We start from the raw sequence: 25,522 nt of genomic DNA on the forward strand, positions 1-25,522 counted from the left end.
ACCGATGTCAGACCCGCTGATCCTGATACCCGCCCGCATGAAGGCGACGCGCCTGCCGGGTAAGCCGCTGGCCGACATCCATGGCGAACCGATGATCGTTCGTGTCTGGCGGCGCGCGGTCGCTGCCGGCATCGGCCCCGTGGCGGTGGCAACCGATTCCGCCGAGATCTGTGAGGTTGTCGAAGCCGCAGGAGGCATCGCCGTGCTCACACGAGAGGACCACCCCTCCGGCTCCGATCGCATCAAGGAGGCCGCCGATCTGCTCGATCCGGACGGGAACCATAACGTCATCGTCAACGTCCAAGGCGATTTCCCGACGCTGGAGCCCGTGGCGATCGCGGCGGCCATTACGCCGCTTGCCGATCGCGCGGTCGATATTGCGACGCTGGTCGGGGTGATTGACGACGAGGAAGAAAAGACGGCCTCCAGCGTGGTCAAGATGGTCGGCAGCCATGTCTCCCCGGGCCGCCTTCGGGCGCTGTATTTCACGCGCGCGACCGCGCCATACGGTGAGGGCCCGCTCTATCATCATGTCGGCATCTACGCCTATCGCCGTGCCGCGCTGGACCGTTTCGTCAGCCTGCCGCAGTCGCTTCTCGAAAAACGCGAGAGCCTGGAGCAACTGCGAGCGTTGGAGGCCGGCATGCGCATCGATGCGATGATCATCGATCACGTGCCCCGTGGCGTCGACACGCCCCCCGATCTCGATCGCGCCCGCGCGATCCTCAAAGACAAAGCCGGAGCCTGAACTCATGTCCGTCATCGTCTCCTACCAGGGCGAACCCGGCGCCTTCTCGTCTCAGGCTGCCCTGCAGGTCTTCCCGGATTGCGAACTGCTGCCCTGCTCAACCTTCGAGGATGCACTCGCGGCCGTCTCGGACGGCACGGCCCGCTATGGCATGATCCCGATCGACAACTCGATCGCCGGGCGCGTCGCCGATATCCACCATCTGCTGCCGCGCTCGGGCTTGCACATCATCGGCGAGCATTTCCTGCCGATCCGCTTCCATTTGATGGCGGTGAGGGGCGCGACGCTGGCGACGCTGACGCGGGTGCAAAGCCATATCCATGCGCTCGGCCAGTGCCGCAAGATCATCCGCAAGCTTGGCCTCAAGGCCGAGGTCGCCGCCGACACGGCCGGCTCCGCCCGCCAGGTTTCGGAAGCAGCCGACCTCACCCGCGCAGCCATTGCTCCGCGCATCGCGGCCGAAGTCTACGGCCTTGATATCCTGATGGAGGACATCGAGGATGAGAAGCACAACACAACGCGCTTCGTCATTCTGTCGAAATATCCGGAGTTCGTGCGCCAGGGCGCGGCCTCGACCGTGACGACGCTGATCTTCCAGGTCCGCAACCTGCCCGCCGCGCTCTACAAGGCGATGGGGGGCTTTGCCACCAACGGCGTCAACATGACCAAGCTCGAGAGCTACATGGTCGACGGCCACTTCTCGGCGACGATGTTTTATGCCGATGTCGAGGGGCACCCCGACGATCCTGCGCTGCGACGCGCGCTTGACGAACTCGCCTTCTTTTCCAAGGAGGTGAAGATCCTTGGCGTTTATCCGGCGCACGCGTTTCGTTCGACGCTGGCCGACATCGCCGAATAGCGGCTGCCAACGTTTGGCATTCGCAGGTCGTAGCCGGGGCGGTCTCTGTCCGCTGTTGCATCCGTGCCGCCATTTGCGATCGGCATCGCCGCAACCAAAGTGCCACAGTGGCGTTCACTGCCAATCATGTCATTGCTGCGATGCAGCGATCGGGAGTGGATGATTTGTCGTATTCGAAAGTGCCGTTGGGCGTCTGGGCCGGCTTGCTTGTCATGACGGGTGGTGCCGCGGCTGCCGACGCAGTGGTCCCTGTCTTCGCCGAGAAGCCGGCCTCGGGCTGGACCGTGACGATCGGTGCCAACGGCAAGTTCGGCCCCCGCTATATCGGCTCGGACAAGATGGGTTTTTCCGGTGCGCCGTCATTGAGCTGGCGACGCGCGGGCGACCCGCCATCGTTCAGCGCGCCCGATGACGGCTTCGGTCTTGCACTCTACAAGACCAGCGTGTTCAGCGTCGGCCCTGTCGGCGCGTTCAAGAGCGGCCGCTATTTCGGCGACGACAGGCGTCTCTTCGGCCTGCGGGATGTGCCCTGGACGATCGAGGGCGGTGCCTTCGTCGAGTTCTGGCCGATCCTGGATCGGTTGCGCACGCGCCTTGAGGTTCGTCAGGGCTTCCATGGCCATCGCGGTGTGGTCGCCGATGCATCGATAGACTGGGTCGAGCGCTTCGGCGCCTTCACGCTGTCGGGCGGACCGCGCCTGTCAGTAGCCAATGGCTCCTACATGGACCGGAACTTCGGCGTCTCGCCTGGCGAGGCGGCCCTCAACGGGACGCTGACGCCGTATCGCGCCAAGGGCGGATTGCGGTCCGTCGGCGCCGCGGCTGCGCTCGCCTATCGCTGGTCGCCGGCTTGGACGACGCGGACCTTCGTCAAATATGACCGCCTGATCGGCTCCGCCGACGATTCGCCGATCGTTCGTCTCGGTGACCGCAACCAGTTCACGGTCGGCGTCGGGGCAAGCTACACCTTCGCCTGGGGTCAGTAAGCGCCCCGATAAGTGAGCATTTGATCGGGCCCGGGAGCTGACCGAAAGTCGCTCCCGGGCCGATTTTTGTTTTATCGCGACCGGGCCATCGACCGCCCACCCGCTATCGTCTCGAACGTCGGTCTGCGCGGTACCGGGCAAACATCGAGGCAGCGTCGGGGATCAGGGGGGCGACGTCATCGCTTTGCCTTCGGCGCGCTCGCCCTCCACCGCCCAGGCCCTCAGCAGCGTGTGCGCAATCGCCAGGTGCTGCGGGCTGGTCAGGCTCTCGGGGTGGGTCCCCTCCAGCATCGCGAGCGCCTCGTCGCGGGTGAACCAGCGCCCGGCTTCGAGTTCGGTCATGTCGAGCACGATCTCGTCATTGAGCGCTTCCGCGATACAGCCGATCATCAGCGAGGACGGGAACGGCCAGGGCTGCGAGGCCATGTAGCGCACGGTGCCGATCCGCAGGCCGGCCTCTTCCCAGCTTTCGCGGCGCACCGCATTCTCGAAGGTCTCGCCCGGCTCGATGAAACCGGCGATGCAGGAATACATGCCGGGAGCAAATCGCGCCTGCCGCGCCAGTAGGCAGGTCTCGCCACGCGTGACCAGCATGATCACCACCGGGTCGGTGCGCGGGAAATGCTGCGCGCCACAGGCGCTGCATTCGCGTTTCATGCCCGCCGCACCGGCTATTGTCGGCCCGCCGCACTGGGCGCAGAAGCGATGGCGCGCATGCCAGTCGAGCAGCGCCTTGCCCTGGCCAAGCGGCCCGAGTTCGTCTTCGGGTACGAGCCGCTTCAGCGCCACTGACCGCAGATCGGTGACGAACAGCTCCGGTCGTTCCCGCAGCGGCTCGATCAGCGCGCGGTCGATCAGCCGAGCGAAGCGCGGGGCGCCGTCGGGAGCAAGGCCGAGAAAGACCTCTTCCAGCCCTTCGCCGAGAAGCTGCGTCTCGCCATGGCTGAACCAGACCGACAGAGCCTCGCCATCGAGCCGCTTCAGGACCGGTGTTTCGCCAGCGACGACGGCGATCCGCGTATCCGAGCGATGGCGCAGTGCGGCAATGGCATCGGCCTTGTCGCGCAGGTCCTCGCGGCGGTCGAGCTTGTTGATGGCAAAGCCCGTCAGGGCCGAGCGTTCGCGAGGTCGGGAGGCGTCGTTCATACCGACCGTCCTACCCCCCGGCGGCGCCGTCTTGCAAGCACGCTTCGCATCGCTGGCCGCTTCCGCACACCCAACGCTCAGCCGGCATTTCGGCCGCGCAACAAATGCACGATCGCGGAAAAATCCGCGCCGCCTTCGCCCCAGGCATTGTGAAGCCCGTAGAGTTGCGTCGCGGCGGCTCCCAGCGGTGTCGAGGCGCCGTTCGCCTGGGCCGCTTCCTGCGAGAGCTTGAGATCCTTCAGCATCAGTGCCGAGGCGAAGCCGGGCTTGTAGTCGTTGTTGGCCGGCGAGGTCGGCACCGGGCCCGGCACCGGGCAATAGGTCGTCAGCGACCAGCACTGGCCCGACGAGGTCGAGGCCACGTCGAACAGGGCCTGGTGCGACAGGCCGAGCTTCTCGGCCAGCACGAAGGCCTCCGACACGCCGATCATCGAGATGCCGAGGATCATGTTGTTGCAGATCTTGGCCGCCTGGCCGTTGCCGGCTGCGCCGCAATGCACGATGCGCCGCCCCATCGCCTTCAGCACCGGCTCGCCCAAGGCAAACGCCTCGTCCGAGCCGCCAACCATGAAGGTCAGCGTACGGCCCCTTGCGCCGCCGGTGCCGCCCGAGACCGGCGCGTCGAGCGACAGGCAGCCATGGTCCGCCGCCATGACATGCGCCTTGCGGGCTCTCTCGACATCGATGGTCGAGCAGTCGATCAGCAGCGCACCCTTTTTCACCTGCGGCAGGATGTCGGTCCAGACCGACATCACATGCTTGCCGGCCGGCAGCATGGTGACGACGATATCGGCCTCCGCCACGGCCTCCTTCGCCGAGCCCGCGATGCCGACGCCAAGCGCGGCCGCCGCATCCGTCGAGGCCTGGACGAGATCGAAGGCGCGGACCCCATGCCCGGCCTTGACGAGATTGCCGGCCATGGGGGCGCCCATATTGCCGAGTCCGATAAAGGCGATGCTGGTCATGGTGGTGTCCTTCCGTTGGTTGCTACGTCATGGTCGGCCTTGAGCCGACCATCTCCTGCCAGAGATTCTCGGGTCTGCGCTTCGCGTCGCCCGAGAGTGACGCCGAATCTCAATTCCCCTTCGCCCGGCCGACCAGCCCGCGCGCCACGATCATCCGCATCACCTCGTTGGTGCCCTCGAGAATCTGGTGGACGCGGAGATCGCGGACGATCTTCTCGATGCCGTATTCGGCCAGATAGCCATAGCCACCATGAATCTGCAGCGCCTGGTTGGCGACCTCGAATCCGGTGTCTGTCGCGACACGCTTGGCCATGGCGCAGAGCTTTGTCGCATCGGGCGCCTTGGCGTCGAGCGAAGCCGCCGCCCGCCACAACAGGCTGCGGGCCGCCTCCAGTCCGGTTGCCATGTCGGCCAGCGTGAACTGCAGTGCCTGGAAATCCGCGATGCGCGAGCCAAACGCCTTGCGCTCCTGCGCATAGGCGATCGCCTTGTCGAGCGCGCCTTGCGCGCCGCCCAGCGAGCAGGCGCCGATATTCAGCCGCCCGCCATCGAGCCCCGCCATGGCGATCTTGAAGCCGATGCCCTCGGGCCCGAGCCTGTTGGCGACCGGCACGCGGCAGTTCTCGAAGATCACGGCGGCCGTCGGCTGGGCGTTCCAGCCCATCTTCTTCTCATTGGCGCCGAAGGAGAGGCCTGGCGTGCCCTTCTCGACCACCAGCGTCGAGATGCCGGAAGGCCCGGCCTCGCCGGTGCGCACCATCACGACATAGATGTCGGAAACGCCGGCGCCGGAAATGAACTGCTTCTGGCCGTCGAGCACGTAATGGTCGCCGTCCAGCACCGCCTTCGTCTTCAGCGCGGCGGCGTCCGAGCCCGCGCCGGGCTCAGTCAGGCAATAGCTTGCCAGATGCTCCATCGTGCAGAGCTTCGGCAGGAAGGCCTGGCGCTGCGCCTCGTCACCATAGCGGTCGATCATCCAGGCGCACATGTTGTGGATCGAGATATAGGCGGCCACCGTCGGGCAGCCGGTCGAGAGCGCCTCGAAGATCAGCGCGGCGTCCAGCCGCGAGAGCCCCGAGCCGCCGACATCCTCGGCGATGTAGATGCCGCCCATGCCCAGCGCGGCCGCCTGACGCATCTCCTCGACCGGGAAATGCTTCTCCTCGTCCCAGCGCATGGCGTTGGGCGCTAGCGTGTCCGTGGCAAAGCCCAGCGCCATGTCCTGGATCGCAAGCTGGTCTTCGGAGAGGGAGAAGGCGGTCATGGGGACCTCAGGGCTCGATCAGATGGATCAGGCGGGCGTAGCCGGTGCCAGCGAGCTTATGTGCAAAGCGCGCGTCACTCGTTGCCAACAGGGTGTCCCGGCTTTCGGCGAGGGCAAGGAAAACGCAGTCGGAGCATGGATGCGAAAGCTCCAGAGAAAGCTGGAAGGCCCTGGGCATCAAGGGGGCACTGTTCTCGATTTTCGGCAGCGACCGCTCGGCCAGTTCGTAGGCCGCGCGTGCATATGTCTCGGACAAATCCCGTCGTCGAACGGCCTTCGTCAGCGCGCCGGCCATCTCGACGCGAATGATGTCGGGCGAACTGATATGCTCCGTCGCGAACAACAACGAGCGTGACGCGCTGCTGCGTGTTCCATCGACCACCGCATCGAAGAGGACACTGGTATCGATGATCACGAGTGTTCGCCACCGACGGATGCCATCTCGTCCCGGACGTCACGGACGATATCGGCGCCCGACGCCGCAACCTTCGCGAAGCCATGCTCCCGCTCGAATTTTTCGAACAGGGCCTTTCGTTCGGCACCTGTCAGCGGAACGCCGCGGCTGAGCGCCAAGCTGGCTTCATGCTGCAGCGAGGTTCCGTTGATTTCGGCCTTGGTCCTCAGGCGCTGAAGGACCGCATCCTCGACATCGCGGATCAGAAGGTTGCTCATCGGAAAATCCTCTTGATATCAATTATGATAGCATTGCTGTGGGCTGGCCTCAATAGAGCAGGTTTGGGTCGAAAATCCTTCGGCGAATGCAATGAAGTTAGGGCTGCCGCTCCCGACGGCCGGGCGTGATCGGTGCCGCTGGCGCCTTCCGGCGTTCCGGGAAGGCTCCGTCGAACTGGGTGGCGCGCGCCCTGTGCGGCGAGCGCGGCGAATCGATTGCGACGAAATCCTCCGGTGTCGCGGCCTCGAAGGGCTTTCCAACGAAGACCAGCGGACCGCGATCGGTCACGACGACATCGCCATAGGACAGGCCGCCGGCATTGGTGAAGGTCTCGACGGTCACCGGCGGCGGCGGTGGCGGCGGCAGGCTCGCTTCGAGCGCCCGCCGCTGCCGGTTTTCCTCGATCACCTGCCGAACGCGCTCGCGATTGAGACGGCGCGTCTCCTCGATCCGGCTTTGCCGAAACACCCGGCAATGGGCCTGCTGATCTTCATCGAGCACCAGCTCTTCGTCGGGCTCGGCGTCGCAGATCGCGTCGCTGGCCGACGTGGAGAGTTGCGGCGACCCGGGCTCCATCACGATCCGGTCCGGCGACACGGTCACCTGTGCCCCGGCAGTCATCGCGGCACAGAAAAGGCCGAGCGAGGAGGCGATGATGCGCAGCGCCCGCTTCATGCCATCCCCGCCGCCCTTGGCCTCAGCTCATCGTCGGGATGACGAAGCTCGCTCCGTCCTTGATACCGCTCGGCCAGCGCGCCGTCACCGTCTTGGTCTTGGTATAGAACCGGATCGAGTCGGGGCCATGCTGGTTGAGATCGCCGAAGGAGGAGCGCTTCCAGCCGCCGAAGGTGTAATAGGCCAGCGGCACGGGGATCGGCACATTGATGCCGACCATGCCGACCTGAACCTTCGAGGCGAAGTCGCGCGCCGCATCGCCGTCGCGGGTGAAGATCGCGGTGCCGTTGCCGTATTCATGGTCGTTGGTGAGTTTAAGCGCCTCGTCATAGGTCTCTGCGCGAACGACGGAGAGGACCGGCCCGAAGATCTCCTCCTTGTAGATGCGCATGTCCTTGGTGACGTTGTCGAACAGGCAGCCGCCGACATAAAAGCCGTTCTCGTAGCCCTGCATCTTGAAGTCGCGCCCGTCGACGACGAGCGAGGCGCCTTCCTGGACGCCGACCTCGATATAGGAGCGGATTTTCTCTTCAGCCTGCTTGGTGACGACCGGGCCGTAATCGGCGCTGGCGTCGGTCGAGGGGCCGATCTTCAGGGCCTCGACGCGGGGAATCAGGCGCTTGACCAACTCGTCGGCGGTGGCCTTGCCGACGGGGACCGCGACCGAGATCGCCATGCAGCGCTCGCCCGCCGAGCCGTAGCCGGCACCGATCAGCGCATCGACCGCCTGGTCCATGTCGGCGTCGGGCATGATCACCATGTGGTTCTTGGCGCCGCCGAAGCACTGCACGCGCTTCCCATTGGCGCAGCCCCGGGCGTAGATGTACTCGGCGATCGGGGTCGAGCCGACGAAGCCGATCGCCTTGATGTCGGGATCGTCCAGAATGGCGTCGACGGCTTCCTTGTCGCCATTGACGACGTTGAGGATGCCGGGAGGCCCGCCCGCCTCGATGAAGAGCTCGGCCAGCCGCATCGGCACGCCCGGGTCGCGCTCGGAGGGCTTCAGGATGAAGGCGTTGCCGCAGGCGATCGCGGGGCCGAGCTTCCAGAGCGGGATCATCGCCGGAAAGTTGAACGGCGTGATGCCGGCGACGACGCCGAGTGCCTGGCGCAGCGAATAGATGTCGATGCCCGGGCCGGCGCCGTCGGTGAACTCGCCCTTCATCAGGTTCGGCACGCCGAGCGAGAATTCGACCACCTCGACCCCGCGCTGGATGTCGCCCTTGGCGTCGGGAATGGTCTTGCCGTGCTCGCGGGCGAGGAGTTCGGCGAGTTCGTCATTGTTCTGCGCGATCAGGTCGAGGAATTTCATCAGCACGCGCGCGCGGCGTTGCGGGTTGACGGCGGCCCATTTCGGCTGCGCCTCGGCGGCGTTCTCGACGGCGGCGCGCATCTCGGCCGGAGAGGCGAGCGCGACCTTGCCGATGATCGTGCCATCCATCGGCTGGTAGATGTCAGCGGTGCGACCAGACGTGCCGGCGACGTGCTTGCCGCCGATGAAATGCCCAACCTGACGCATCGCGCTCTCCTACGAATGGTGATGTCTCGAAACCTGCCTCTCCCCTACCATTCTCGTTTGCGCACGGCTATAGCGACCTTGGGTTGGGCGCCGTGCGAAAAAGCAAATATCGTTCGACGCAAGCAGCGGCGAACGAAAGCAGGAGGGGCGGTGGCGGTGGAGCGGTTCGACTGGGACGATCTCCGGTTCTTCCTGGCGGTCGCACGCTCGGGCCGGCTGACGGCTGCCGCGCGACGTCTAGGTGCCGATCATGCCACCGTCTCTCGGCGCATCACCTCGCTGGAAGAATCGCTCAAGGCCAAGCTGTTCGAACGCCGGCCGCAGGGCTACACGCTGACCGCCCATGGCGAGCGGCTGCTGGCCCGGGCCGAGAGCATGGAAACCGACGCACTCGCCATCCAGAGTGACATTGGCGGCGCCGACATGGCGCTGGCCGGCACGGTCAGGATCGGCGCGCCCGACGGCTTCGGTACCGTTTTCCTCGCGCCGCGATTGGCCAGTCTCGGCAGCGCCTATCCCGGCCTCGAGATCCAGCTTATTGCCATGCCGCGCCTGCTCTCGCTGTCGAAGCGCGAGGCCGATGTCGCGATCACGCTCGCCCCGCCCAAGGAGGGCAAGGTCGTTGCCCGGAAGCTCTCGGACTATCGGCTCGGTCTCTACGCGACGCAGGCCTATCTCGACGCGATGCCGAAGGTCGAAAAGCCGGAGGATCTCTTCGCCCACCGCATCGTCGGCTATATCGACGACCTGATCTTCACGCCTGAGCTCGACTATCTCGACGAGGTCGCCAAGGGCCTGCGCGCCCAGGTGCAGAGTTCGAGCGTCCTGGCGCAGATGAACGCAGTCGTCGGCGGCGCTGGCATCGGCGTGATCCACCATTTCATGGCGCAAGGCGAGCCACGCCTTGTCCCGGTCCTGCCCGAGAGCGTCTCGATCACGCGCTCGTTCTGGTTGCTGGTCCATGCCGATCTGAAGGACGTCGCCCGCGTCCGCGCCATCGTCGATTTCGTCGTGCGCGAAGCGAAAGCCAGCCGTGCCCTGCTGATGGGTGAAAGCCGGGTAGGGGCCAGCGAGGCCAACTAGCCCGTCCGCGAGACGCTCAGATTCGCCAGGGCAGGACGTTGGGCGGCAGCCGCCGTGCCAGCCTGTCTAGCGCCAGCATGGCGATCAGAATCACAGCTGACGCGCTGATGGCGACCGCCGCTGCCTCGCCCGCAAGCCCGGCTTCCTTCAGCGAGAACAGCACGACGCCGAGCGTCTCGGTGCCCGACGACCAGAGCAGCGCCGAGACGGTCAACTCGTTGAACGCGACAAGGAAGACCATCAGCGCGCTCACCGTCGCGGCCGGCGCCAGAATCGGCGCCACGATGAAACGCAGCATCTGCCAGAGCGTCACGCCGTCGAGCTTCGCCGCCTCCTCGTGATGCGCCTCGATCTGCGCCATCGCGGCGACGGGCGCCTTCAACGCCAGCGGCAGGAACCGCGCGAGATAGGCGAACAGGATGATGAAGGGCGTGGCGTAGATGCTGATGCCCAGCAGCGGCAGCGGTTTCAGGAACATGAGGATGCAGGCGATCGCCAGCACGACGCCCGGCAAGGCATAGGGCAGTTCGATGACCACCTCGACGACGCGTCGCAACCGCCCCATCCGCCGTTCCAGCGCATAGGCGAAGGCGATCGAGAGCAGAGCCAGGATCAGCGCGGCGCTGCCGGCGAACAGGAAGGAGTTGCGGAAGGCCCGGATCGTCACATCCTGGCGCAGCAGAACCTCGGCGAATTTGTCGAAGGTCAGGCTTTGCCAGTTCAGTGCGACGCCGAGCGCCGGAGTCAGCGCCTCGCCGAGCAAGGCGAGGAAGGGCAGGCCGAGCTTGATCAGCAACAGAAGAACAAGACCGCCCGTGACCAAGGGCCGCGCCCGTCCGAGCTCCCAGAACGGCTGAAGCGGCCGCTCAATCTCGACCTTGCCGCCCGCTCGCCGCGTCGCCAGCATCCCGGCTGCGATGCCAAGTCCCGCCACGAGCGCCACGAGGATCGACAGTGCCGCGGCATCGGGGAGTCCGGCTGGTCCGAAGCTCGACAGCCGGCGGTAGATCAGCGTCGGCAGGGTCAGATAGTTCACCGGCAGGCCGAGCAGCGCCGGAATCCCGAAATTTCCGACGCCCGCGACGAAGGCGAGCAGCGAGGCTGCGATGATCTGCGGCCGCAGCACGGGCAGCAGGATGCGGGCAACGATGCTGCGCGGCCCCGCGCCCTCCATCTGCGCGGCTTCGATCAGCGAATGCGGCACGCTGCGCAGGCCGGTCCAGAGCGTGATTGCCACCAGCGGCGCGTGATGCAGCGCCATCACCAGCGCGATGCCCCCGCGCCCCAGCAGCGGATTGGGCGTTCCGGGCGCCGGCGACAGGCCGAGCAGCGAGAGGATCGGCGAATGGGGCGCAAACAGGCTCAAAAACGCCAGCGCCGCGACCTGCGGCGCGATCATCATGGAGAAGACGAGCGCGAATGCGATCGGCCGCTTGCCGCGCACATCGGTGACGCCGAGCAGGATCGCGGCCGTGCCGCCGATCAGCAGTGCGCCCAGTGCTGACAGCGCGGCGGTCTCGAGCGTGTGCAGCGTCGCGGTGACAGCCGCCCGGCTGCCGATCTCGGCCAGCGCCGCGTCGGGTGCAAACTGCCAGCCCGGCGCGAAGGCGGCCGCAGCCAGGCGCAGAAACGGCAGGCCGCCGAACAGGATCGCGCAGATCGTCACCAGCACCGGCAGGCCGAGGCCCGCCGGCAGGTTCAGGCCGCGCCAAAGGCGCGGCCTGGGTTCTTGCCAACCCGTCCGGGCCGCCAGTGTCACTCGAAGATCGTGGTGAAGCGCTTGCGCGATGCGGCCTCGTCCGCCAGCGCCTTGGCGGCGTCGAACGGCATCAGCTTGATCGCGGTGCGGGCGGGGTAGCCGGCGGGCAGGGCGACCTCGGGATGGGCTGCGACATAGCCCTGCTTGAGCGCCAGCTCCTGGCCGTCCTTGGAGAGCAGGAAGTCGACGAAGGCCTTGGCGGCTTCCGGGTTCTTGCTGGTCTTCAGGATCGCGACCGGCTCGCTGACGGCCGAGACGCCCTCGCTCGGGAAGACGAACTCGACAGGCGCGCCCTTGGCCTTTTCGCGGATCGGCATGAAATCGACGATCATGCCGTAGAGCTTCTCGCCGGTGGCGACCTGGCGCAGGATGTCGCCATTGGAGCCGGCGGCGAGCGCGCCATTGGCCTTCAGCGCCTCGTAGAAGGCCCAGCCGGTCGGCAGGTTGCTGCTCAGCGTGATGGTGTGGATCATCGCGGCGCCGGAGTTCAGCGGGCTCGGCATCGCCAGCAGGTTCTTGACCTCGGGCTTGGTCAGATCGAGCCAGCTCGTCGGCTTCATCGCGGCCTTGGTGTTGTAGACGATGCCGGTGGTGATCAGCTTGGTCGCGAACCAGAACTTGGCCGGGTCGTGGATGCCGGCCGGATAGGCTGAGACCGGGGCCTTGTCATGCGCCAGCAGCCGGTCCTCCTTCTTCAGCCCTTCCATCGTCACGGCATCGGCGATCAGCAGCAGATCGGGCTGCGGCGCGCCGGCTTCGAATTCGGCGCGCAGCTTGGCCATCACGCGCGGCGTTCCGTCGCGCACGAAGCTGATCTCGACCTTGGGGTACTTTGCCTTGAACGCATCGATCGTCTGCTGTGCGTCGGTGTTGGGTTGGCTCGTATAGAGGACGAGTTTGCCCTCCGCGGCCTGCGCCAGGCCGGCCGGCAGCAGTCCGGCGACGAGGCCGAGGGCGATGGCTGAAAACGACGCCTTGAAACGCATGGTGCTCTCCTGTGCGGACGTCCCGGTCCGGGTCTGCGCTGGCGGTAGCCCCCGCATATGACATATCCATGAAGCCGGCGTCATGGTCGATCAGGCCGTCGATGTCATGACGACGACAGCATCCGGGCCGATGGTGATCGCGACCGCAAGGCCGATCTGCCTCACGGCGGCTTGACCCTGTCGGCCGGGCGCACCACGTTTCCTTCTCATCGCCTACCCGCTCGCGACAGGACTGCCATGACCGCCTCCAAGCTCGACCAGCTCCGCACGATGACCACGGTGGTCGCCGACACCGGCGACATCGAAGCGGTCCGGCGTCTCAAGCCTGTCGATTGCACGACCAACCCGACGCTGATTCTCAAGGCCGTGGAGAACCCGGCCTATGCCAGCCTGGTCGATGAGGCGATCGCCTGGGGCAAGAAGGCCGGCGCTGGCGATCATGACACCGTCCATGCGGTCTGCGACCGTCTCGCCGTCACCTTCGGCGCCGAACTCACCAAAATCGTGCCCGGCCGGGTTTCGACCGAGGTCGATGCCGATCTGTCCTTCGACACGCAGGCCACGATCGGCAAGGCACGCACCCTCATCGCCGCCTACAAGGAGCGCGGCATCGAGAAGGACCGCATCCTCGTGAAGATCGCCTCGACCTGGGAGGGCATCCAGGCCGCCAAGGTGCTCCAGGCCGAGGGCATCGACTGCAACCTGACGCTCTTGTTTTCGCTGCCGCAGGCCGTCGCCTGCGCCGAGGCGAATGCGTTTCTGATTTCGCCCTTCGTCGGCCGCATCCTCGATTGGCATGTCAAGGCCGGTGGCGGTCCCTACACCCCCGAGACCGATCCCGGCGTCGTCTCGGTGCGCACGATCTACGCCTATTACAAGACACATGGCATCAAGACGGTGGTGATGGGCGCTTCCTTCCGCAACACCGGCGAGATCGAGGCGCTGGCCGGCTGTGACCGTCTCACCATCGGGCCGAGCCTCCTCGACGAGCTTGCGGGCTCCACGGGTGATCTGCCCCGCAAGCTGAAGCCTGAATCAGCCGGCGAGGCGCCCGCGAAACTGACGCTGGACGAAAAAGCCTTCCGCTTCGCCATGAACGAAGACGCGATGGGCACGGAAAAACTCGCCGAGGGCATCCGCGGCTTCGTCAAGGACCTCAACGCCCTGCGCAAGCTGGTCGCCGCCCGGTTCGTCTGACCGGTTCAGGCGCGGCTTGACCGGACGATCCGGTATCAGCGCTTGGGCGCTGCTTCCGCCTGGACCGTGATGGTGCGCTTAGGGAGCGCGGAGGCCTGATCGAAGAAGCTGCGGCCGCCGGCTGCGGCCATCTCCAGCTGGTGCTTCCAACCCTTGGCATCCTTGCCGCCGCCCAGGGCGCTGAATTCGGCCCGCCGGTTCTCCTCCCGCCCGCGACCGCCCTGGAAGACCATGACGCCTGAGGCCGTGACGACGATGTCGCCGCGCCGCAGCGTCGGATCCTTCAGATACCAGTCGGCATCGGTCGCAGGGTCGAGCTGGACCACCGGCGGCTTGGGCTTCGAGGACACCTCGGGCATGCGCTGGCGTGTGATCGGTGCCTGCACGGGGGCAGGCACGTCATATTCATAGATCGGCGTCGCTCGCAGGCGCTGGCCGCCGCCAAACAACGTGCGCGCCAGATCGTCGAACAAATTCGCCGCCTGTGCGCCGGGCGCACCCGCAAGCGCGAGCGCCGCCACCAGCCCCACCATCGTCATCTGCCGCATCGCCATCGCCGTCATCCTCTGCCAACCGGCGGATCAACGAGGAATGGTCGCAAAAGGTTCAGTGCGGGTTCACCGACGCGGTTAAAATTTTTCGACGGCGCGAAAAAAGTGCTCAGCCCTTCGCCGCCAGTGCCTCCGCCCGGATCGTCGAGAGCGACTTTGCCGGCGTGATCGCCTCGGGATCGAGCAGGCAATGGATGATCGCAGGCTTGCCGGAAGCCACGGCCCGCTCGAAGGCCGGGCCGAACTCCTCGGTCTTTTCGACGCGCTCGCCATGGCCGCCGAAGGCCTTGGCATAAGCCGCGAAGTCCGGGTTCTTCAGCATCGTCGCCGAGACGCGGCCGGGATAATGCTTCTCCTGATGCATGCGGATCGTGCCGTACATGCCGTTGTCGATGACGATCACCACGACCGGCAGATCATATTGCACGGCGGTGGCAAAATCCTGTCCGTTCATGAGGAAGCAGCCGTCACCCGCGAAGGCGATGACCGTCCGCTCGGGGAACAAGCGCTTGGCGCCGATCGCCGCCGGCACGCCATAACCCATCGAGCCCGAGGTCGGCGCGAGCTGCGTCGCGAATTTGGTGAAGCGGTGGAAGCGATGCACCCAGGTCGCGTAATTGCCGGCGCCGTTGCACAGAATCGCGTCGTCCGGCAGGTGGTTGCGCAGCCAGCGCACCATCTCGCCGGGATGGAATGTGCCCGCCACCGGCGCGGGCTGCTCGCTCCAGCCGAGATAGGCTTCGTGCGCCTCTGCGGCCGCGCCGGCCCACGGAATCTCCTGCGGCGGGTGCACGGTCTCCAGCGCCGCGCAGAACGCGGTCGGCGAGGCGTTGATCGCCAGCGAAGGCCGATAGACGCGGCCCAGTTCCTCGGCATCGGGGTGGACATGCACCAGCGGCCGGCCCGGATTGGGGATGCCGAACAGCGTGTAGGACTGGCTCGGCATTTCCGACAGCCTGCCGCCGACGAGGAGCACGAGATCGCTGTCCTGAATGCGCTTCAGCAGCTTCGGATTGGGGCCGATGCCGAGATCGCCGGCGAAATTGGGATGATCGGCGGGAAACAGCATCTGCCGGCGGAAGGAGACCGCGACTGGCAGGTCGAAACGCTCGGCGAAGCGCTGGAAGCGCGCGATCGCCTGCGGATCCCAGCGCGAGCCGCCCAGGATCGCGACCGGGGCCTTCGCCGCCCAGAGCCGCTTCTGCAGATCGATGGTCTGGAGCAGGGACGGGTGCGTCTCGGTGACCTGATAGGGCTCGGCGTCGGCGACATCCGCAAGATCGGTCAGGACATCCTCTGGCAGCGCGATCACGACCGGGCCGGGCCGGCCCGACGTCGCGACATGGAAGGCGCGGCTGATGATCTCGGGGATGCGCGCGGCATCGTCGATCTCGGTGGCCCATTTCGTCATCGTGCCGAAGACGGCGCGGTAGTCGAGTTCCTGGAAGGCCTCGCGCTCGCGCATGCCGCGCTCGATCTGGCCGACGAACAGGATCAGCGGCGTCGAATCTTGATGGGCGATATGCACGCCGGGCGAGGCGTTGGTGGCGCCCGGCCCGCGTGTGACGAAGCAGATGCCGGGCTTGCCGGTGAGCTTGCCCGCGGCCTCCGCCATCATGCAGGCGCCGCCCTCGGCCCGGCAGATCGTGACCTTCATCTTGGCGTCGTGCAGCGCGTCGAGCACGGCGAGATAGCTTTCGCCGGGCACGCAGAACGCGTCGGTCGCGCCATGGATCAGGAGTTGATCGACGAGGATCTGCCCGCCGGTGCGCTTGGTCGTCGTCATTGCGGCGTTTCCGTTACTTGACTAAGTTGGTCATGTTGAATGAGGAGGCGGCCATGACGCGCGTCACCGTCCATGAAGCCAAGACCCATCTCTCCCGCCTGCTCGAGGAGGTCGAGAAGGGCGGGGAAGTCGTGATTTCGCGGCGCGACAAGCCTATTGCGCGGCTGGTGCCGATCGAGCCGAAGCGGGTTGAGCGGATTCCGGGGCGGATGCAGGGCATGATCGATGTCGGAGATGAAATCTTCGATCCGCTGCCCGAGGATGAATTGCGGCTGTGGGAAGGGCGTGACGATTGGGACTTCTTCTCGACACCGCGACGCTGATCTGGTGGATCTATGATGCTCGCCGGCTGCCTGTCGGGGCAATCCAGGCGATCAAGGACGATCAGCGCGTTTTCGTCAGTTCCGTAACGGCAATGGAACTGGCGACGAAACTTCGCATTGGCAAACTGCCTCAGGTCCACGCTCTCGTTGCCGGCTTCGCGAAGCACTGTGCGATCGACGGCTTTGAGATACTGCCTCTTCTTCACGAGCATGTGCTGCGTGGCGGTTCTGTGCCCGGTGAGCCGCGCGATCCCTTCGACCGCATGCTGGCCGGGCAGGCCATCGTCGAGAACCTTTCGATTGTCTCGCCCGACGTCGCCTTCGACGCGCTCGGCGCCCGGCGCCTCTGGTAGGGGCACCATTCAGCCGCCTCCCCAGGCCGGATCGTTCAGGATTTCGTCCGCATGCGCGCCGAGCCGCGGGCTCGGACGCGACGAGACCTGCCGCACGCCATCCATGACGATCGGCGAGGCGACGGTCGGGATCGAGCCGTCCTTGGCGGCTGCGCTGGCGAGATCGACGCGAACGCCGCGCGCGACCACCTGGGGGTCGGCGAAGACCTCGTCCACCGCATTGATCGGCCCGGCCGGCACACCGACCTTTTCCAGCGCCGCCAGCAGATCCGCCTTGAGATAACGCTGGCAGAGCAGATTCAGCCGCGCCGTCAGCGCGACGCGGTTGGCGATCCGCGCCCGGTTGTCGCGATATTCCAGCGCGTCTGCCAACCTGGCCTCGCCCAGAACCTGGCAGAGCTTGCGCCATTGCCCGTCATTGCCGGTGGCGATGATGATGTGCCCGTCCGCGACCGGGAACACGTCATAGGGCACGATATTGGGGTGAGCGTTGCCCAACCGCGGCGGCAACTGGCCCGAGACGAGGTAATTCAGCGCCTGGTTGCCGAGCACGGCGATCTGGCTGTCGAGCAGCGCCATGTCGAGCGTCGCGCCTTCGCCCGTGGCGTCGCGCCGGCGCAGTGCCGAGAGGATGCCGATCGTGGCGTAGAGGCCGGTATAGATATCGGCCGTCGCATAGGCCGCCTTCATCGGTGCGCCCTCGGGCTCCCCGGTGAGCGCCATCACGCCGCCCATGCCCTGGACCAGGAAATCGTAGCCCGCGCGTGGCGCATAGGGGCCGGTCTGCCCGAAGCCGGTGACCGAGCAATAGATCAGGCGAGGATAGGTGGCGCGCAGCGAAGCCGCATCGAGTCCGTATTTCTCGAGCCCGCCGACCTTGAAGTTCTCGACCACGACATCGGCATGGGCCGCGAGCCGGCGCACCAGCGCCTGCCCCTCGGGCGTGCGGAAATCGGCCGTGATCGAGCGCTTGCCGCGATTGGCCGAGTGGAAATAGGCGGCCGAGAGATGCTCGTCGCCCGTGCCCTCGACGAAGGGCGGCCCCCATTTGCGGGTGTCGTCCCCCTCGGGCGCCTCGACCTTGACGACGTCGGCGCCGAGATCGGCCAGCACCTGGCCGATCCAGGGACCGGCGAGGATGCGCGCCAGTTCGAGGACGCGCAGGCCGGAAAGGGGAGGGGTGACGGTCATGGCGCCTTCGGATCGACGTCATGGTCGGGCTTGACCCGACCATCTCCTGGGAAGTTCACGCGGAACGAGATGCCCGGGTCAAGCCCGGGCATGACGGCTGCACGATACGATCAGAAGAACGCCTGCAGCCCGGTGACAGCCCGGCCGAGGATCAGCGCGTGGACGTCATGCGTGCCCTCATAAGTGTTCACAGTCTCGAGGTTCGCCGCATGGCGCATGACATGATACTCGATCGAGATGCCGTTGCCGCCATGCATGTCGCGGGCCTGGCGGGCGATGTCGAGCGCCTTGCCGCAATTGTTGCGCTTGACCAGGCTGATCATCTCGGGGGCCATCTTGCCCTCATCCATCAGCCGGCCGACGCGCAAGCTCCCCTGCAGGCCGAGCGAGATCTCGGTCAGCATGTCGGCGAGCTTCTTCTGGAAGAGCTGCGTCTGGGCCAGCGGCTTGTTGAACTGCTTGCGGTCGAGCCCATACTGGCGGGCACGGTGGAAGCAGTCTTCGGCCGCGCCCATGACGCCCCAGGAGATGCCGTAGCGCGCCCGGTTGAGGCAACCGAACGGCCCCTTCAGACCGGAGACGTTGGGCAGCAGATTCTCTTCCGGCACGATCACGCCATCCATGACGATCTCGCCGGTGATCGAGGCGCGAAGCGAGAGCTTGCCGCCGATCTTCGGCGCCGAAAGCCCCTTCATGCCCTTTTCCAGGATGAAGCCGCGGATCTGGTTGTCATGCGCGGCCGACTTCGCCCAGACGACGAAGACGTCGGCGATCGGTGAATTCGAGATCCACATCTTCGAGCCGGTCAGGCGATAGCCGTCGGCGACCTTCTCGGCGCGGGTCTTCATGCCCGCCGGGTCGGAGCCGGCATCGGGCTCGGTCAGGCCGAAGCAGCCGACCCACTCGCCCGAACCGAGCTTGGGCAGGTACTTCTTGCGCTGGGTCTCGTCGCCATAGGCATAGATCGGATACATCACGAGCGAGGACTGGACCGACATCATCGAGCGATAGCCTGAATCGACACGCTCGACCTCGCGGGCCACCAGCCCGTAGGAGACGTAATTGGCGCCGGCACAGCCATACTCCTCAGGCACGGTGACGCCGAGCAGGCCGAGTTCGCCCATCTCGTTGAAGATCGAGCGATCGGTCTTCTCGTCGAGATAAGCCTCCGAGATCCGGGGCTGCAGCTTCTCCTGCGCGAAGTCGCGCGCCGAGTCGCGGATCAGGCGCTCGTCCTCGGTCAGCTGCTCGTCGAGCAGAAAGGCGTCGTCCCAGGTGAATTCGGCCAGCTTGTGGCTCGTGCTGTGGCTGCGGGCGGCTTCGGCCATGGTGTTTTCCTTCCCTGTTGTCCCAGCCGCGTCATTCCGGACAAGCCGCGAAGCGGCGCCGATCCGGAATCCATCCCTAGAGTGCTGTCGTTGCCCTATGATGGATTCCGGGTCTGCGCTTCGTTTGCCCGGAATGACGGCGGCCGTTCCTCGTTTCTAATCTCTCGTCACGCATCCACATCGAAGCTGACGCCCTGCGCCAGCGGCAATGTCATGCCGTAATTGAGCGTATTCGTGGCGCGGCGCATATAGGCCTTCCACGCATCGGAGCCAGCCTCGCGGCCGCCGCCGGTTTCCTTCTCGCCGCCAAAGGCTCCGCCGATCTCGGCGCCGGACGGGCCGATATTGACATTGGCGATGCCGCAATCGGAGCCTTCGCCCGAGATGAAGATCTCGGCCTCGCGCATGTCGAGCGTGAAGATCGAGGATGACAACCCCGCCCCGACAGCGTTCTGGATGGCGATGGCGTCATCCAGCGTCTTGTACTTCATGACGTAGAGGATCGGCGCGAAGGTCTCGCGGGCGACCGGGCCGGTCTGCGCGGGCATCTCGACGATCGCCGGGCGGACATAGAAGCCACCCGTCCCGATCTCGACGCGCTCGCCGCCATGGACGGTGCCGCCAGTGGCCTTCGCCTCCGACAGCGCCGCCTGCATGCCCTGGAATGCGGCTTCGTCGACCAGCGGGCCGACAAGAACGCCGGCTTCGCGCGGATCGCCGATCTTCACGCTAGCATAGACCTTGATCAACTTGGGGATCAGCGCGTCGTAGACGCTCTCATGCACGATCAGGCGACGCAGCGTCGTGCAGCGCTGCCCGGCCGTGCCCATCGCCGCGAAGGCGATGCCGCGCAAGGCGATGTCGAGATCGGCGGAGGGCGCGACGATCGCGGCATTGTTGCCGCCGAGTTCGAGGATGGCGCGGGCGAAGCGTGCGGCGAGCTTCTGGCCGACCTCTTTGCCCATCTTGGTCGAGCCAGTTGCAGACACCACCGGCACGCGATGGTCGCTGACCAGGATATCGCCGATCTCTCGGCCGCCGATCAGCACCTCGGAGAGGCCGGCCGGCGCCTCGGGGCCGAAGCGCTTCATCGTCTTCTCGACGATGGCCTGTACGGCGAGGCCCGTCAGCGGGGTCTTCTCCGACGGCTTCCAGACCACGCTGTCGCCGCAGACGAAGGCGAGCGCCGCATTCCAGGACCAGACCGCGACGGGGAAGTTGAAGGCCGAGATCACGCCGCAGACGCCGAGCGGATGCCAGGTTTCCATCATGCGGTGGTTGGGGCGCTCGGTGGCGATCGTCAGGCCGTAGAGCTGGCGCGACAGGCCGACTGCGAAATCGCAGATGTCGATCATCTCCTGGACTTCGCCGAGGCCCTCCGACGTCACCTTGCCGGCTTCCATCGTCACCAGCAGGCCGAGATCGTCCTTGGCGGCGCGCAGTTCCTCGCCGAGCAGCCGCACGAACTCGCCACGGCGGGGGGCGGGCACCTTGCGCCACGCCAGGAAGGCGGCGTGCGCCCGTCCAATCGCGGCCTCCGCTTCAGCCGGAGTGGTCTCCTTAAGCGTGGCGACGGCCTCGCCCGTGATCGGCGAATGGGCGGAAAGGCCCTTGGCGGCGAAGACGGCATCGGTGACGCCAAGGCGCTTGAGCAGCGCGAGAGCATCCTGGGGAAGGGGAGAGGTCATGTGGCTAGGCCCTTAACGTGATGTTCTGTGAGGTTTCCCTCGCGCGCCGTCATCCCGGACAAGCGGCGAAGCCGCGCCGATCCCGGATCCATCATAGGGCGCCGTCCTGCTCTTAGGATGGATCCCGGATCTCCGCTTCGCTGCGTCCGGGATGACGGCGCAGCTGAAGGGCCACCAAATTACGCCCAGACAATGCCCCCTTCCGCCCTGTCGCGGCAACCGATATGTTCTCACGAGTTGATGAGAATAAATCATGGACTTCGAGATCGTCCCCGGCCGTCTTTCGGTCCCGTCCCTGTCGGCGCTGGCTGCCTTCGAGGCGGCTGCGCGCCATGGCAGCTTCACGCGGGCGGCCGAGGAACTCAACCTGACACAGGGCGCGGTCAGCCGGCAGGTCGCGCATCTCGAGAAGGTGCTGGGTGTCGCCCTGTTCCAGCGCGCCCGGCAGCGTGTCAGCCTGACGCCGGCGGGTGCCGCCTATGCCGCCGACATCCGCGACGGCCTCTCGCGGCTCGCGGCTGCGACCGTCTCGACCATGGCCTTTCGCGGCGCCGGCGGCGTCCTCAACCTCGCCATCCTGCCGACGTTCGGCACGCGCTGGCTGATCCCGCGCCTGCCGCGCTTCACCGAGGCGCATCCCGGCATCACCATCAATTTCACCACGAAACTGGTGCCCTTCGATTTCGGCCGGGAGCAACTCGATGCCGCCATCCATTTCGGCGATCCGGTCTGGGCCGGGGCGCGGCTTCACAGGTTGATGGGCGAGGAGATCGTGCCCGTCGCGGCGCCATCGCTCGTCGCCCGCCTCGGCATGAGGGATCCGGCGGACATGCTGCGAGCGCCGCTCCTGCAGCAATCGACAAGGCCGCGTGCCTGGGCCGACTGGCTGGAACAGCAGGGTCTGCCGCCGCAACGGGCACTGATGGGGCCACGTTTCGAACAGTTCGCGATGGTCTCGCAGGCCGCCGTTGCTGGGCTTGGCCTCGCCATCGTGCCGCGCTTCCTGATCGAGGAGGAGTTGCGCTCAGGCTCTTTGGTCATCCCGTTCGATCGGCCGGTCACAGGGGCCGAGGGCTATTACCTGGTGTATCCCGAAACCCGCGCGCAGCTTCCCGCCGTGGTCGCCTTCCGCGACTGGCTGCTGGGCGAATGCATCGGCGCGACCTGACTGGACAAGGTCGGTCACGCGCGCCAATCATGCGCGCAGTTCACTAACCGGGTTCGCGGTCAAGCGCGCCCGCCTCTGCCTTGGGGCCGCCATGCCGTCTTCTTCCGAAAACGCCGATATCGTCATCTGCGGAGGCGGCGCCATCGGCTCCTCCGTCGCCTATCATCTCGCCGCCGATCCCGGATTCCACGGCAAGGTGGTCGTGATCGAGAAGGACCCGACCTATCGCTACGCCGCCTCGGCGCTGTCGGCGGCCTCGATCCGCCAGCAATATTCCAGCGCGGTGAACATCCGCATTTCGCTGCATGGCATCGACTTCATGCGCAACATCGGCAGCCATCTCGCGGTCAATGGCGAGGTTCCCGTCATCGATCTGCACGAGGGCGGATATCTCTATCTCGCCGGCGACGAAAGCGCTCCGGTGCTCGCGGCGAACCAGGCTTTGCAGACGGCCGAGGGCGCCGATATTGCGCTTTATGCTGCAGACATGCTGCGCAGCAAATTTCCCTGGATGAACACCGACGATATCGCTTGCGGGACCTTCGGCGTCACCGGCGAGGGCTGGTTCGACGGCTGGGCCGTGTTGCAAGCCTTTCGCAAGAAGGCGCGTTCGCTCGGCGTCGAATATCGCCAGGGCGAAGTCGCGCGCTATGTCGTCGAGGCCGGCCGCGTCACCGCCGTCGAACTGACCGATGGCAGCCGCATCGCCTCCGGCGCCGCGGTCAATGCCTCGGGCACCCATGGCGCTAGGCTCGCCGCGACCGCCGGCATCGAAATCCCCGTGCGGTCGATGAAGCGCTATGTCTTCTCGTTCCTTTGCAAGGCGGATGTCGAGAACTGCCCGCTGCTGATCGACCGCACCGGCGTCTGGTGCAGGCCCGAGGGCAAGCGCGGCAGCGACGGCCAGCTCTTCATCGGCAGTTGCTCGCCGCTGACGCCCGAGCAGGACCGGGAGTGGACTGAGACCGACCCCGCCGTCGAGGATGTCGACTGGGGCTTCTTCGAGGAGGTCGTCTGGCCGGCGCTCGCCCACCGCATCCCGGCCTTCGAGCAGATCAAGCCCGGCCGGGCCTGGGCCGGTCCCTACGACATGAACGAGATCGACCATAACGCCATCATCGGCCCGGTGGTCGGCGTGACGGGGCTCTATCTTGCCAACGGCTTTTCGGGGCACGGTTTGCAGCAGGCGCCGGCGGTCGGGCGCGGGCTCGCCGAGCACATCCTGCATGGTAGCTACCGCACGCTCGATCTGGCCGATCTCGGCCATGAGCGTGTTGTAGAAGGTCGGCCGCTGCTGGAAACCAACATCATCTGACGAGACGCCGCGATGATCGACACGGCCTATGTCCGCACCATGGCGCGTTACAACGCCTGGCAGAACGACAGCCTCTACGCGGCTGCCGCGACGCTCGACGACGCCGCGCGACGGCTGGATCGCGGCGCCTTCTTCCGCTCGATCCACGGCACGTTCTGCCATCTGCTCTGGGCCGACCGGATGTGGCTGTCGCGCTTCGCCGGCACACCGAAGCCGGCCGTCCGCATCCATGAATCCGGCGCGTTGGTGGCGGGCTGGGACGATCTCGTCGGCGAGCGGCAGGCCTTCGACGCGACGATCACGGACTGGGCCGACACCCTCTCCAACGACTGGCTGTCGGGTGATCTGACCTGGTTCTCGGGCGCGACCCAGCGCAAGATGCGCAAGCCCGTCGGTCTGCTGGTGGCCCATATGTTCAACCACCAGACCCATCACCGGGGTCAGATCCACGCCATGCTGACATCAGCCGGCGCAAAGCCCGAGGACACGGATCTGATGTTGCTCGATCCGCAGGCGTGATCGGCTCGGGCGGCGGCCCTGAGGCCGATCGCCCATGGCGATCCCGGTGGCGCGCGCCGCCTCCCCCGCAGCGCCCTTCCTGTCGCAGGCCACCTTGTCTAAGGTCGCCATTAGTCCCGTCCGGAACCATGAGAACGAGCGATGAGCGCGATGACGCCCGATGAAACCAAGGTGACCGCCTGGCTTGCCGACCGCAAGGACGCGATGATCGCGCTGCTGCGCGAGATGGTCGACACCGATTCCGGCTCTTACGACAAGGATGGCGTCGATCGCGCCGGCCAGGTCGTCGCCCGCTTCCATGCCCAGAACGGGCTCGAGGTCGAGGTCATTCCCGACGCCCGCTATGGCGATGCGGTCAAGGCGAGGCTGCCCAACCCGACCGCCAACGACCAGCGCCCGGTTCTGCTGCTCGGCCATCGCGACACCGTCTTCCCGAAAGGCGAGCCGACGCGCCGCCCCTTCGCGATCCGGGAGGGCCGTGCCTATGGGCCGGGCGTCGCCGACATGAAGGCCGGCATCGTCATCGAGGCCTTCGTCGCGGCCGCCTTCGCGCAGTGCGGCGGCCTGTCTGCACCGCTGACGATGCTGACGACGAGTGATGAGGAAATCGGCTCGCCATCCTCCCGCCCGGTCATCGAGGCTGCGGCCCGCGAGGCGCGCTGCGTCTTCAACGCCGAGCCGAGCCGCCTGCCGGCCGGAACCGATTTCGCCCGCGACCAGCGCCAGTCCGTCACCAGCGGCCGCAAGGGCGGCGTGTTCATGCGCGCCGAATTCACCGGCAAGCCCGCTCATTCCGGAGCGAATTACGAGAAGGGCGCCTCGGCCATCGTCGATCTCGGCCACAAGATCCCAAGGCTCCAGGGCCTGACCGATCTGGCCAAGGGCATCACCGTCAATGTTGGGTTGATCGGCGGCGGCCAGACCGTCAACACGGTCGCGCCCAGCGCCTGGTGCGAGATCGATCTGCGCTATGTCACCGCTGCGCAGCGCTCGGAACTGGTCGAGGCCATCCGCGCCATCGTCGAGACACCGGTCGTGCCCGACACCAGCGCCGTTTTGTCGATCAAGGGCGAGTTTCTGCCGCTCGAAGGCACACCCGGATCGCAGCAGCTGTTCGAGACCTATCGCGACGCGGCTGCCGGCTTCGGCATCACGACCATCGCCGAATTCACCGGCGGTTGCGCCGATTCAGGCTTCACCGCAGCGCAGGGCTGCCCGACTTTGTGCAGCGTCGGTCCCATCGGCGGCATGGCCCATACGCCGGACGAGTTCCTGGAGGTGGAGAGCATCGTGCCAGCCGCGCAGGTCCTGGCGCTGGCCGTGATGCGCGCCGCCAAGCTGATGGAGTGAGGCGGACGGCCAGCACGCAAGCCATCCGGCATTTCCAGGGAAGCGTTTCGTCATCCCGGACAAGCCGCAAAGCGGCGCCGATCCGGGATC

Annotated in this window: 25 protein-coding genes; 11 read left to right on the forward strand and 14 right to left on the reverse strand. The window is 66.3% G+C overall.

Annotated elements, in window-relative coordinates; translation table 11 throughout:
- The first annotated feature begins 4 nt into the window (after positions 1–4).
- From IP69_RS08475 to IP69_RS08485, 3 genes are all read left to right on the forward strand, one after another.
- On the forward strand, positions 5–748 hold the full coding sequence (locus IP69_RS08475; protein WP_054142383.1) for a 3-deoxy-manno-octulosonate cytidylyltransferase: 744 nt from the start codon (positions 5–7) through the stop codon (positions 746–748).
- Between the two features lie 4 nt (positions 749–752).
- On the forward strand, positions 753–1,607 hold the full coding sequence (locus IP69_RS08480; RefSeq protein ID WP_054142384.1) for a prephenate dehydratase: 855 nt from the start codon (positions 753–755) through the stop codon (positions 1,605–1,607).
- A gap of 164 nt (positions 1,608–1,771) precedes the next feature.
- On the forward strand, positions 1,772–2,593 hold the full coding sequence (locus tag IP69_RS08485) for a MipA/OmpV family protein (RefSeq protein WP_197279758.1): 822 nt from the start codon (positions 1,772–1,774) through the stop codon (positions 2,591–2,593).
- Positions 2,594–2,755: 162 nt separating this feature from the next.
- On the opposite strand, the gene nudC is transcribed toward IP69_RS08485, so the two are convergent.
- From nudC to IP69_RS08520, 7 genes are all read right to left on the reverse strand, one after another.
- Positions 2,756–3,739 carry an NAD(+) diphosphatase gene (nudC, locus tag IP69_RS08490; RefSeq protein WP_054142386.1) on the reverse strand — a complete coding sequence of 328 codons (984 nt, stop codon included), beginning with the start codon at positions 3,737–3,739 and terminating at the stop codon, positions 2,756–2,758.
- Between the two features lie 77 nt (positions 3,740–3,816).
- Positions 3,817–4,704 (reverse strand): 3-hydroxyisobutyrate dehydrogenase, encoded by an 888-nt coding sequence (gene mmsB, locus IP69_RS08495; protein WP_054142387.1) that lies wholly within the window; start codon positions 4,702–4,704, stop codon positions 3,817–3,819.
- A 109-nt stretch (positions 4,705–4,813) separates the two neighbouring features.
- Positions 4,814–5,968, reverse strand: coding sequence for an isobutyryl-CoA dehydrogenase (locus tag IP69_RS08500; protein ID WP_054142388.1), 1,155 nt, complete (start codon positions 5,966–5,968; stop codon positions 4,814–4,816).
- Positions 5,969–5,975: 7 nt separating this feature from the next.
- Positions 5,976–6,383: a type II toxin-antitoxin system VapC family toxin gene (locus IP69_RS08505; RefSeq protein ID WP_054142389.1), complete on the reverse strand. Its 408-nt coding sequence runs from the start codon at positions 6,381–6,383 to the stop codon at positions 5,976–5,978.
- The gene (locus IP69_RS08510; protein ID WP_054142390.1) at positions 6,380–6,640 is read right to left on the reverse strand and encodes a hypothetical protein; all 261 of its coding nucleotides are present in this window, start codon (positions 6,638–6,640) and stop codon (positions 6,380–6,382) included. Before IP69_RS08510 ends, IP69_RS08505 begins: the two co-directional genes overlap by 4 nt.
- A gap of 97 nt (positions 6,641–6,737) precedes the next feature.
- Complete coding sequence (locus tag IP69_RS08515; protein WP_054142391.1) at positions 6,738–7,316, reverse strand: hypothetical protein; 579 nt, start codon at positions 7,314–7,316, stop codon at positions 6,738–6,740.
- A 22-nt stretch (positions 7,317–7,338) separates the two neighbouring features.
- Positions 7,339–8,835 (reverse strand): CoA-acylating methylmalonate-semialdehyde dehydrogenase, encoded by a 1,497-nt coding sequence (locus tag IP69_RS08520; RefSeq protein WP_054142392.1) that lies wholly within the window; start codon positions 8,833–8,835, stop codon positions 7,339–7,341.
- Between the two features lie 156 nt (positions 8,836–8,991).
- Here IP69_RS08520 and IP69_RS08525 point away from each other — a divergent pair, with 156 nt between their 5' ends.
- On the forward strand, positions 8,992–9,918 hold the full coding sequence (locus IP69_RS08525) for a LysR family transcriptional regulator (protein ID WP_054142419.1): 927 nt from the start codon (positions 8,992–8,994) through the stop codon (positions 9,916–9,918).
- A gap of 16 nt (positions 9,919–9,934) precedes the next feature.
- On the opposite strand, the gene IP69_RS08530 is transcribed toward IP69_RS08525, so the two are convergent.
- On the reverse strand, positions 9,935–11,677 hold the full coding sequence (locus IP69_RS08530; protein ID WP_156323351.1) for an iron ABC transporter permease: 1,743 nt from the start codon (positions 11,675–11,677) through the stop codon (positions 9,935–9,937).
- Complete coding sequence (locus tag IP69_RS08535) at positions 11,674–12,663, reverse strand: ABC transporter substrate-binding protein (protein ID WP_054142393.1); 990 nt, start codon at positions 12,661–12,663, stop codon at positions 11,674–11,676. The genes IP69_RS08530 and IP69_RS08535 overlap by 4 nt, the downstream gene beginning before the upstream one ends.
- Before the next feature lie 237 nt (positions 12,664–12,900).
- On the opposite strand from IP69_RS08535, the gene tal reads away from it, so the two are divergent.
- The gene (gene tal / locus IP69_RS08540; protein ID WP_054142394.1) at positions 12,901–13,860 is read left to right on the forward strand and encodes a transaldolase; all 960 of its coding nucleotides are present in this window, start codon (positions 12,901–12,903) and stop codon (positions 13,858–13,860) included.
- A gap of 35 nt (positions 13,861–13,895) precedes the next feature.
- On the opposite strand, the gene IP69_RS08545 is transcribed toward tal, so the two are convergent.
- Positions 13,896–14,414, reverse strand: a complete 519-nt coding sequence (locus tag IP69_RS08545) for a hypothetical protein (protein ID WP_156323352.1) — start codon at positions 14,412–14,414, stop codon at positions 13,896–13,898.
- A gap of 106 nt (positions 14,415–14,520) precedes the next feature.
- On the reverse strand, positions 14,521–16,197 hold the full coding sequence (locus IP69_RS08550; protein WP_054142396.1) for a thiamine pyrophosphate-binding protein: 1,677 nt from the start codon (positions 16,195–16,197) through the stop codon (positions 14,521–14,523).
- Positions 16,198–16,250: 53 nt separating this feature from the next.
- Between IP69_RS08550 and IP69_RS08555 the strand changes: the two genes are divergently transcribed.
- Together IP69_RS08555 and IP69_RS08560 are read left to right on the forward strand one after the other, a co-directional pair.
- Positions 16,251–16,520, forward strand: coding sequence for a type II toxin-antitoxin system Phd/YefM family antitoxin (locus IP69_RS08555; RefSeq protein WP_054142421.1), 270 nt, complete (start codon positions 16,251–16,253; stop codon positions 16,518–16,520).
- Positions 16,490–16,873, forward strand: a complete 384-nt coding sequence (locus IP69_RS08560; RefSeq protein ID WP_054142397.1) for a type II toxin-antitoxin system VapC family toxin — start codon at positions 16,490–16,492, stop codon at positions 16,871–16,873. Before IP69_RS08555 ends, IP69_RS08560 begins: the two co-directional genes overlap by 31 nt.
- 9 nt (positions 16,874–16,882) lie before the next feature.
- Here the strand turns inward: IP69_RS08560 and IP69_RS08565 are convergent, their stop codons facing one another.
- The 3 genes from IP69_RS08565 to IP69_RS08575 all read right to left on the reverse strand — a co-directional run bounded on the left by IP69_RS08565 (position 16,883) and on the right by IP69_RS08575 (position 21,080).
- Positions 16,883–18,064, reverse strand: a complete 1,182-nt coding sequence (locus tag IP69_RS08565) for a CaiB/BaiF CoA-transferase family protein (protein ID WP_054142398.1) — start codon at positions 18,062–18,064, stop codon at positions 16,883–16,885.
- 110 nt (positions 18,065–18,174) lie between these two features.
- On the reverse strand, positions 18,175–19,392 hold the full coding sequence (locus IP69_RS08570) for an acyl-CoA dehydrogenase (protein WP_054142399.1): 1,218 nt from the start codon (positions 19,390–19,392) through the stop codon (positions 18,175–18,177).
- Positions 19,393–19,559: 167 nt separating this feature from the next.
- Positions 19,560–21,080: an aldehyde dehydrogenase family protein gene (locus IP69_RS08575; RefSeq protein ID WP_054142400.1), complete on the reverse strand. Its 1,521-nt coding sequence runs from the start codon at positions 21,078–21,080 to the stop codon at positions 19,560–19,562.
- Between the two features lie 253 nt (positions 21,081–21,333).
- Between IP69_RS08575 and gcvA the strand changes: the two genes are divergently transcribed.
- The 4 genes from gcvA to IP69_RS08595 all read left to right on the forward strand — a co-directional run bounded on the left by gcvA (position 21,334) and on the right by IP69_RS08595 (position 25,432).
- A complete protein-coding gene (gene gcvA, locus IP69_RS08580; protein WP_054142401.1) occupies positions 21,334–22,248 on the forward strand; it encodes a transcriptional regulator GcvA in 915 nt (304 codons plus the stop codon).
- A gap of 91 nt (positions 22,249–22,339) precedes the next feature.
- Positions 22,340–23,563: an FAD-binding oxidoreductase gene (locus tag IP69_RS08585; RefSeq protein WP_054142402.1), complete on the forward strand. Its 1,224-nt coding sequence runs from the start codon at positions 22,340–22,342 to the stop codon at positions 23,561–23,563.
- Positions 23,564–23,575: 12 nt separating this feature from the next.
- Positions 23,576–24,082, forward strand: coding sequence for a DinB family protein (locus tag IP69_RS08590; protein WP_054142403.1), 507 nt, complete (start codon positions 23,576–23,578; stop codon positions 24,080–24,082).
- Between the two features lie 150 nt (positions 24,083–24,232).
- On the forward strand, positions 24,233–25,432 hold the full coding sequence (locus tag IP69_RS08595) for a M20 family metallopeptidase (protein WP_054142422.1): 1,200 nt from the start codon (positions 24,233–24,235) through the stop codon (positions 25,430–25,432).
- Positions 25,433–25,522 lie beyond the last annotated feature (90 nt).

Source organism: Allobosea sp. AAP35, assembly GCF_001295925.1.
Taxonomy (GTDB): Bacteria; Pseudomonadota; Alphaproteobacteria; order Rhizobiales; family Beijerinckiaceae; genus Allobosea.